We start from the raw sequence: 8,786 nt of genomic DNA on the forward strand, positions 1-8,786 counted from the left end.
AGAGGCAAAAAAGAGAATGGCTATGTCGGAACCGGAAAACGTAGAACAAACAGCGGCCTCGCCGGTAAAAATTGGACGCTTAGGCGATCTTTTTTTGCAAAAAGGATTACTTACTTCAGAACAAGTAGAGCAAATTGCGACAGAACAGAGACAAAAAAAACTACGTTTTGGCGATGCAGCATTAAGTCTTGGTTTTTTGACCCAGGTAGAAATTGATTCTGCCCTCGGTGAGCAGTTTGGGTTTGGCTCTAAAGAGTTAATCAATGGCTCTGCGGATGAAAAATTACGTTTTTTTCATTTTCCATTCTCCAAAGAGTCTGAGGAGATCAGACGATTACGTAGCGAACTGTTATTAAAGTTCAGTTTGCAGGATCGTATTCATGTCGCGCTCGTCAGTGCCAGCCCGAATGAAGGAAAGTCTTACATGGCAGCGAGTCTGGCGATTGCTCTTTCGCAGGTCGGTCGCCGCACGCTGCTTGTTGATGCAGATTTGCGTTCTGGGGATCTTCACTCGTTATTTGCGCTCGGCGCACCAGATGGTTTGTCTTCGGTGTTAGCAGGGCGGATTGCGCTGAAAGAGGCACTCATTCCATTAATGCCAAATTTACATATTTTGCCAGCAGGTCCACGAGCACCAAACCCTCTGGAGATTTTACGTGTTCCACGTATCCGAGAATTGTTGGATGCGTGCCACGAACAGTTTGATGCGGTGATATTTGATACTTACACTTCGTCACTGGCTTCGGATGCGCAGATGGTCGCGCATCAGGTCGGATATGTTTTGCTGATGGCGCAAAAGGATACAACCTTACTTAGTGATCTCAGGCAAACGAAGAGTGATATGCAGGCGGCAGGCGTTCAGGTCATTGGTACTGTGTTCAACCAGTTTAAGTCCGCTAAAAATCAGTCTACACCAGGATTGATTGAGAGAGTAATAGCAGTGCTACGACGCGTGTTCCAGCGTCGAACTACGCGCTAGTCATCACATATGACTTCTGTTAGCGTTTGTATTTGCACTTTTCGACGGCCAGAAATGCTGCGTCGTTTATTGGCGGCAGTATTTTCTCAGAATGTATCGGGGAGTAAGCTTAACGTTGTCGTCGTCGATAACGATATTGATCAAAGTGCGTCCGAGGTGTTAGCTGAAATGTCCGCAGCCTATCCGGAACAGTTGATGTGCATTGCATTGAGCGAATCAAATATATCTCTTGCACGTAATGCGGCGATCCGCGTTGCGACTGGTGAATGGATATGCATGGTCGATGATGATGAGTATCCTGAAGCAAATTGGCTGGCAAATCTACTTCAAACTCAGAAGCAATATGAGGCAGACGTTGTATTTGCGCCTGTCATACCAGAATATGCTCTAGGTGTTCCGTCGTGGATTGTTCGTGGTGCTTATTTTGATCGACGTCGTTTACTTACCGGCACGCGTATTGATGACAAAAACGCGCGTAGTGGAAATGTATTGGTTAGACGGGCTTTACTGGAACAATTGACGCCTGCTGGGCAAGAAGGTCCTTTCGATCCCGCTTTCGGTAAAACTGGTGGGGAAGACAGCATGCTATTCAGAACGCTCGATGTTAACGGTGCAAAGATGGTGTGGTGTGATGAGGCGCCCGTCTCAGAAGTCGTGCCATTAGAACGTGCGAAGGCATCATGGTTGTTACAGCGTTCATTTAGGACGGGGCAACTGTTCATGAGAACTGAATTGGCGATGCTCTCTGGTCCTCGCGCGTGGAAATGGGGCAGTTGGCTTGCGATTAGGGCGATTGCGCAAATGCTCGTGGCTTTTGGTCTTATGCTATTGCTCGGGTTATTTGCGCCCTTAAAAGCTTTCCATTGGGCCAGGATCGGGTTTTCTCAACTTGGAAAGTTAAATCATTTTCGCGGTGTTGTTGCGCATGTTTATGGCGATACATAAATTGCTTTTTCTCTTTTTTTAATCATGAACGCAACACATCACACTCGCATTGTTGCTCTGGATGGTCTTAGAGCTGTATCGATCTTACTTGTCCTGCTTTCACATGCGTGGCTTGGGCACATTGTGCCTGGGGGGCTCGGCGTCACCATTTTTTTCTTCATTAGCGGTTTTATTATTACCCGTCTGATGATCACTGAATGGGATGAAGCCGGGCGCATCAGTATCAAAAAATTTTACTTGCGACGGGTTTTTAGACTGATGCCTGCGTTAGTTGTGTTCGTTATGATTTCCCTGTGTGTGATGCAACGTGCGGGGACACAATGGACTTGGATAGAATTAGCCTCTGTATTTTTTTACTTTGCCAATTATTTTGGTATTTTTATTGGTTTTAGTGACAGTCTATTACCTTCACCTTTGTCGATCACTTGGTCACTGGCAGTTGAAGAGCACTTTTATATGATTTTTCCATTTGTATTTTTGGGGCTGATCAGTGTGCCGAAACGGTTTTTGACCGTGATTTTTAGCTTGGTGCTCATCGTCCTAGCCTGGCGTGTTTATCTTGTTTATGGCGTTGGTCTTGAGCATTTGGTGCATTACAGAATTTATAAAGCGACGGATACGCGCGTGGATTCGATTATGTACGGTACGGGGTTTGCTATTTTGTTGGCAAGATATCCAAGAGCGATTGCTCTGCTTCAGCGACGCGAAACCCTTGTGTTCGGTGTGATGGCGATGCTCTATTCTCTGATCTCGCGTGATGAGAATTTCCGTGAATCTTATCGCTATTCATTGCAAGGGATCGCACTTGCCTGCATGTTTTCGTACTTGGTGTTGAAGGATACGTTCGCGAGTCGCTTCTTAAGTCTCGGGTTGCTCAATTATCTGGGTAAGATTAGCTATTCACTCTATCTGTATCAATGGTTGGTGTTTGCGATCATTACAGCATGGATACCGGCACTTTCTTTATCCTTGCGAATCACCATTATGATTGGTGTATCGATTGTTCTGGCAGACTTATCTTATCGATTCGTTGAACGTCCATGCTTAAATTTTGGCAGGAAATTTTTAAATTAATGGGGACTATTTTTGAATAATCTGATCGTTTTGTGCAGATAATCTCCTGTTGACAGCCGTACCGGCAACTAACGCAAAGATAAAGAAGACATTCTGAAACCCGAAACCACGGAACAGACTGCTTTCAGTAAAATTGGTTACGATGACAACCAGTAGCATCGCAGTCCAGAATGCTGACTGAATGCGGTCGCTCTGTGCCATTCTTACCAGCATGACGATTTGAGTCAACAGACATAAGATTGTCAGGGTTAGCCCAATGATGCCTTGTTCGTTCAAAATATCCATATAACCATTGTGCGACTGTAATGGTACCCAGTGCAATGCACTGATAACAAACTGTGACAAGCTGTCAGGGCCGAGCCAGAATGCGCCATAGCCTAAACCCATCACCCAATGCTTGCGAATCTCTAACCAGACCAGTTCCCAAATGGCAGTTCGACCTGTCAGATCGGAGCCTTTGTCAAAAACGTGAGCAATAGGTGACGAGACCTCGGCCCAGGTAGGGAAACGTGATTCCTGCATGAAGAATACATATAGGCCCAGAATCACAATGCATAAAAGACTGAGGAGGATGCGGGATAAGGAGTAGTCTGAGTGAATGCGTCGTTTTCTCAAAGTATGAAAGATGAGACTGGATGCAATGGCGATGATCAGACTGGTTGAACTCTTACTCATTACCAGCATGAAAAAACTGAAAAAGATGCTAATTAGCAATATTCGAATATCAATTTTTTCGATGCAGGCGCGAACTTGCCAGAGGAGGATCGATATCGCTGCCACCTGGCCTAATTCATTTTTTTGAGACAACGCGCCACGCCAAGCACCGCCTAATTGGTAATCGATCCCAATACTTGGACTGGTGATAACCATGAAGAGCGATAACACCAATATACCCATGAGTGTAAAAAGCATGCAGCGAATTAAGATATTTAAGGGTTTTGGCGACATCTGAATACTCAGACCTATCATGACAAGGCCATAGAGTTGGATTGCTCGTTTGAAGGTAACACCCGGAAGCGGGGACCAAAAACTAGATAGTAAACACCAAGTCAGTACTGCAACTAAAAAGGGATTCAATTCTCGTAGATCGGCAATCGTCACCGGGAGGTGACGATATAAAACGAAGGCCGCTACACTAATAAGTCCACCCCATTCTAGTTTAGTGGTCAACGACCCTTCCATATTTAATGCAGAGGTTCCTGAGTAATCCCAGGAAATGCCAAAAGGCAAAAGAGAGAAAATCACGAACAAAACGATCATAAGTTGAATCAGGATCATTTCACCTGAAGAAACATCAACTTTTCGCGACGCGTTTACAGTAATTTTCATTGATGGCTATATTTGATAATTGTTTGTGCGATATTCTAATGGCTTGCCTTATTAATGCGATTTATTTCATGAACTATTTTCTCGAAAACAGCAAACAGCGTATGTATTTTTGTTTGTTCGGCATGTTTTTGCTCGCACATGGTGTCGCAGCGGCTGCAAATATCGATTGGTATCCATTTGCCATCAACGAAGAACAAATGTCGAGCATCACTGATTTTAGCGGCCTCAATCATTCGCTAGGTCCAACTGATCGTTTATTTGTAAAGAATGCGCATTTTTATCGTGTTGGTAGCGATAGACAATCAAACACCAAAGACGACGTCCGCGTGCGTCTGTTTGGAATCAGTTTATCGGGGCCTGCTAATTTTCCAAAAGAAGAAGATGCATCGAAGATTGCTAAACGTCTTCGCAGCCTAGGGTTTAATGCGGTACGTTTGCATCAACTTGATTCTGTTTTGAGTGATAGCGATGATAAACCGCAGGGGATTTTAACAACAGGTGCTTATCCGACCTTTAATCCGACAGCGGTGCAGCGCCTGCGCACGTTAATTGAAGCCCTTAGGCACGAGGGGATTTATGTTAACTTGAATCTCCACGTCGGATACACGTTTCGTTATGCCGTCGATCAGGTAACACCACTTGTTCCTGGCGAAAGTATGCCATTTGCCAGTAGTCCATTGCATTTGTTTGAGCCACGGATGATTGCATTGCAAGTAGAGTATGCACAGCAACTCATACGTCGCCTGCAATTAAACAATGACCCGACGCTGGCGATGGTGGAAATTAATAATGAATCATCACTGGTCGGCGCTTGGCAGCGCAAAGAGGTTGATAGTTTGCAAGGCGAATACCAGCGTTTATTGCAAGTGCAATGGCAGCGTTGGGTGCAGCGCCAGTATGGAAGTGTAGATAAAGCTTGTCGTGTGTGGGCGAGTTGTAGCATGACCAAACAGGGGGCGGTGCTGGTCCGTCAGGAGGAGGCGCGTGCCGTCGCCTTTGGTGATGGCTGGGTTGCACGTGGCCAACAATTAGCAAAAAAAGCGCTGGCTAAAATTGACGTCGCACCACCAGCGATACTAGAACCAAAATTCAATGTGCCAGACGCTGGCCCAGAGCGTCGCGTCGTAGATTTCGTTCGTTTCTTGTCTGATATGGATTGGCAGTATTTAGACACGATGCGTCAGGCTATTCGTGCCGAAGTAGGCGATATGGTGCCATTGACTGGTACGCAAATGTACTACGGCGGCGTGATGAATGCTGACTCACAAAAGGATATGGATTATTTGGATGAGCATTTTTATGTTGATCATTATGATTTTCCGCATCAGTCTTGGGATCGCAATGACTGGAGAATGCGAGATCAATCGGCCGTTCGCGAAGGATTCGAGTCGCTCTTGAAGCGTGCGTTTTATCGGAGTCAGAAAAAACCTTTTGTGATTAGCGAGTTTAACCAAGCCTATCCAAATCGCCAAAGCGCTGAAATTATGCCGGTGATGGTTGCGATTGCTAGTGCGCAGGATTGGGATGGACTCTTTTTCTTTCACTATGCCGATGGTAATACCTGGCGCGCTTTGCCTGATAGTTTTGGTTTGAGCGGACACGCTGGTCAACTTGTTACGACGGGAATATCTGCGACGATGTTTAGACAGTTTCAGATTCCTGCTTTGCGGGAAAGTCTAACGATCCCACTCGTTCCAGAAGCCCGCCTGATGCTCGCTGCGATGGGGGAGGGAGTGAGTTCGGATGCCTATAGCGAATATTTAAAGAAGAATTTGAATATCGATGTTAAAGAGGTGTTCTTTAAACGGGTTGGTATGAACTATGCCGCACCGGTTGCTGATCTGAAGACTGCACTTAGTAAGAGTAAGTCATCAGTTGATGAGGGGAGTCTAGGTGCAATTTGGTCAGTAAATAGTGGCCGTATGGTGAGTGATCGTGATGCGCCCAACCTTACTGTAGTCGGGCAATATAGTGCCTTATTTGCGGGGTACTCGCGAATGAGCATTTCGTCTTCTTTTTCGAATTTGCTGACGCCGGTATTTTCTAAAGAAGGACGGCAATTTGGTGTGCTGTTATTAGTGACTCGGGATGCTAAACCAATCAGTAAGTCCCACCGTCTATTATTGACTTTAAGCGGTGCAACAACAGGGACGCAGCCAGATACGCTGCCTGCACGACCTAAGAATGTTGTGCCCTATTCAGGGCAGTCTGGCTGGTGGACGTTGGAACCAGATGTGTCTGGGGCAACAAAACCGTCTGGTCCAAGAGATGCAACTGGACCAGTGTGGTTGGAGCGCATCAGTGTTAATTTCTTTTATCCCTCAAGCGCAAAACGTATGCTCATCTATCCATTGGACGGTGATGGTCAGCGACTTGCCCCTGTTGCTGCAAGTGATGTTGTACGTAGCGGACAAGGTTTCAACATCACATTAAATAAGTCCTCACCGTGGTACGAAATTTTGCTCTCTGATAATGATTGAACCCTGTATTTGAAGAAAAATTATCAAATATATTTCTTCAAACATTGTTTTTCATCAAAGGCGGTGTCTCAGCAATACCTGAGGTGCCGTTTGTGGTTTTTTTTCCTCAGTTTTTTCCTCGATTTTTTTTAGAATTTCATTAAATATTTGCCTCAAGGTAATTTTTTGAGCGAAATCTACTTTATTTCTTGCAATGTGAAAACCGGTTTTTGCAATGTGAAATCCCAAGGGCATCTTGCACAAACTATTTTTCTCATTCTGAGAAAACTTATTTCGTATCGCGAAATCGCAAATTTAAGTCATTGAATATTAAGGAAAATAAATTTGTTATATGTCTTATATAAGACCTTGTTGCTCTGCAAAAAATCTCCTATTATTTATCTCAACGCAGCACACATTTCATTTGTTTTGACCACAGGAGAGAAGCATGACAACACGCGAACAACAAATAGCTGAATTGCAAAAAGACTGGGATACTAATCCACGCTGGAAAGGTATCAAGCGTAACTACACGGCAGAAGACGTCGTTCGTCTGCGTGGTTCGATCAAGGTTGAGCACACAATCGCTAAAAATGGTTCGATCAAATTATGGGATCTGGTTAACAACGAGCCGTTCATCAATGCACTTGGTGCATTGACTGGTAACCAAGCAATGCAACAGGTTAAAGCTGGTTTAAAAGCAATTTATCTGTCTGGCTGGCAGGTAGCTGGCGACGCTAACGTTGCTGGTGAAATGTACCCAGATCAATCCTTGTACCCAGCTAACTCTGTACCACTGGTTGTTAAACGTATTAACAACACATTGACACGTGCAGATCAGATTCAATGGTCCGAAGGCAAAGGCGATATCGATTACTTTGCACCAATCGTTGCTGACGCTGAAGCTGGCTTCGGTGGCGTGCTGAACGCATTTGAATTGATGAAAGCCATGATTGAAGCGGGCGCATCTGGCGTTCACTTTGAAGATCAATTGGCTTCCGTGAAAAAATGCGGTCACATGGGCGGTAAAGTGTTGGTTCCAACACGTGAAGCAGTTGAAAAATTGAATGCAGCGCGTCTGGCAGCTGACGTCATGGGCACGCCAACTGTTCTGTTGGCACGTACTGATGCTGAAGCAGCAGATTTGTTGACTTCTGATGTTGATGACAACGACAAGCCATTCTTGACTGGTGAACGTACAGTTGAAGGGTTCTACAAAACTAAACCAGGTCTGGAGCAAGCGATTTCCCGTGGTCTGGCGTATGCAGAATATGCTGACATGATCTGGTGTGAAACTGGTAAGCCTGATCTGGAATTTGCAAAAGCATTTGCGGATGCAATCCACGCTAAATTCCCAGGTAAATTGTTGTCATACAACTGCTCACCATCGTTCAACTGGAAGAAAAACCTGGACGACGCAACAATTGCTAAATTCCAAAAAGAATTGGGTAAAATGGGTTACAAGTTCCAATTCATCACTTTGGCTGGTTTCCATGCATTGAACTACGGCATGTTCAACCTGGCACACGGCTATGCACGTAACCAGATGTCTGCATTCGTTGAATTGCAAGAAGCTGAATTTGCAGCCGCAGAAAAAGGCTTTACTGCAGTTAAACATCAGCGCGAAGTTGGTACAGGTTACTTTGATGCGGTAACGCAAGTTATCCAACAAGGTCAGTCTTCGACGACAGCGTTGCATGGTTCGACAGAAGATGAACAATTCTTCGATGCGAAGAAAGTTGCGTAAGACTGAATCATTGCAGAGAACACATTTGTTGTTTCCTGTAATATAAAAGTTCTCCCGTAGCAAAACAAAAGCCGGTCTTCAGTGGAAGATCGGCTTTTGTCTTTGGATTATTTGGGATGGTCTTGCCTAGGGCGTGTTGACATTTATTTTAACCAAAGCATCGAAGCTGCAATTGCCACAAATGAAGCAAATCGTTCAGCGAGTTTGTCGTATCGCGTTGCAACCCGCCTAAATTGTTTGATGTGAGCAAAGA

General features: G+C 45.0%; 6 protein-coding genes and 1 pseudogene. 5 read left to right on the top strand and 2 right to left on the bottom strand.

Going from position 1 to position 8,786, the window contains the following annotated elements; translation table 11 throughout:
• Positions 1-22: 22 nt before the first annotated feature.
• From ACO0KV_RS14220 to ACO0KV_RS14230, 3 genes are read left to right on the top strand one after another with little or no spacing between them, the layout of a single operon-like run.
• A complete protein-coding gene (locus ACO0KV_RS14220) occupies positions 23-979 on the top strand; it encodes a polysaccharide biosynthesis tyrosine autokinase (protein ID WP_423043196.1) in 957 nt (318 codons plus the stop codon).
• A 9-nt stretch (positions 980-988) separates the two neighbouring features.
• Complete coding sequence (locus ACO0KV_RS14225; RefSeq protein WP_423043197.1) at positions 989-1,924, top strand: glycosyltransferase; 936 nt, start codon at positions 989-991, stop codon at positions 1,922-1,924.
• Positions 1,925-1,948: 24 nt separating this feature from the next.
• Positions 1,949-2,998 carry an acyltransferase family protein gene (locus ACO0KV_RS14230; RefSeq protein WP_423043198.1) on the top strand — a complete coding sequence of 350 codons (1,050 nt, stop codon included), beginning with the start codon at positions 1,949-1,951 and terminating at the stop codon, positions 2,996-2,998.
• Positions 2,999-3,004: 6 nt separating this feature from the next.
• Here the strand turns inward: ACO0KV_RS14230 and ACO0KV_RS14235 are convergent, their stop codons facing one another.
• Positions 3,005-4,327: an O-antigen ligase family protein gene (locus ACO0KV_RS14235; RefSeq protein ID WP_423043199.1), complete on the bottom strand. Its 1,323-nt coding sequence runs from the start codon at positions 4,325-4,327 to the stop codon at positions 3,005-3,007.
• Positions 4,328-4,395: 68 nt separating this feature from the next.
• Here ACO0KV_RS14235 and ACO0KV_RS14240 point away from each other — a divergent pair, with 68 nt between their 5' ends.
• Both ACO0KV_RS14240 and aceA read left to right on the top strand, forming a co-directional pair.
• Complete coding sequence (locus ACO0KV_RS14240) at positions 4,396-6,807, top strand: hypothetical protein (RefSeq protein WP_423043200.1); 2,412 nt, start codon at positions 4,396-4,398, stop codon at positions 6,805-6,807.
• A 427-nt stretch (positions 6,808-7,234) separates the two neighbouring features.
• On the top strand, positions 7,235-8,533 hold the full coding sequence (gene aceA / locus ACO0KV_RS14245; protein WP_423043201.1) for an isocitrate lyase: 1,299 nt from the start codon (positions 7,235-7,237) through the stop codon (positions 8,531-8,533).
• A 143-nt stretch (positions 8,534-8,676) separates the two neighbouring features.
• On the opposite strand, the pseudogene ACO0KV_RS14250 reads toward aceA, so the two are convergent.
• Positions 8,677-8,786, bottom strand: a pseudogene (locus ACO0KV_RS14250) (IS5/IS1182 family transposase); the annotation flags it as partial.

This window comes from Undibacterium sp. RuRC25W (assembly GCF_049339825.1).
Classification (GTDB): domain Bacteria; phylum Pseudomonadota; class Gammaproteobacteria; order Burkholderiales; family Burkholderiaceae_D; genus Undibacterium.

Excerpts from the sequence above, each read along its gene's own strand:
- ACO0KV_RS14220 (WP_423043196.1), top strand. The coding sequence starts at position 23 with ATGTCGGAACCGGAAAACGTAGAACAAACAGCGGCCTCGCCGGTAAAA.
- ACO0KV_RS14225 (WP_423043197.1), top strand. The coding sequence starts at position 989 with ATGACTTCTGTTAGCGTTTGTATTTGCACTTTTCGACGGCCAGAAATG.
- ACO0KV_RS14230 (WP_423043198.1), top strand. The coding sequence starts at position 1,949 with ATGAACGCAACACATCACACTCGCATTGTTGCTCTGGATGGTCTTAGA.
- ACO0KV_RS14240 (WP_423043200.1), top strand. The coding sequence starts at position 4,396 with ATGAACTATTTTCTCGAAAACAGCAAACAGCGTATGTATTTTTGTTTG.
- ACO0KV_RS14235 (WP_423043199.1), bottom strand. The coding sequence starts at position 4,327 with ATGAAAATTACTGTAAACGCGTCGCGAAAAGTTGATGTTTCTTCAGGT.
- aceA (WP_423043201.1), top strand. The coding sequence starts at position 7,235 with ATGACAACACGCGAACAACAAATAGCTGAATTGCAAAAAGACTGGGAT.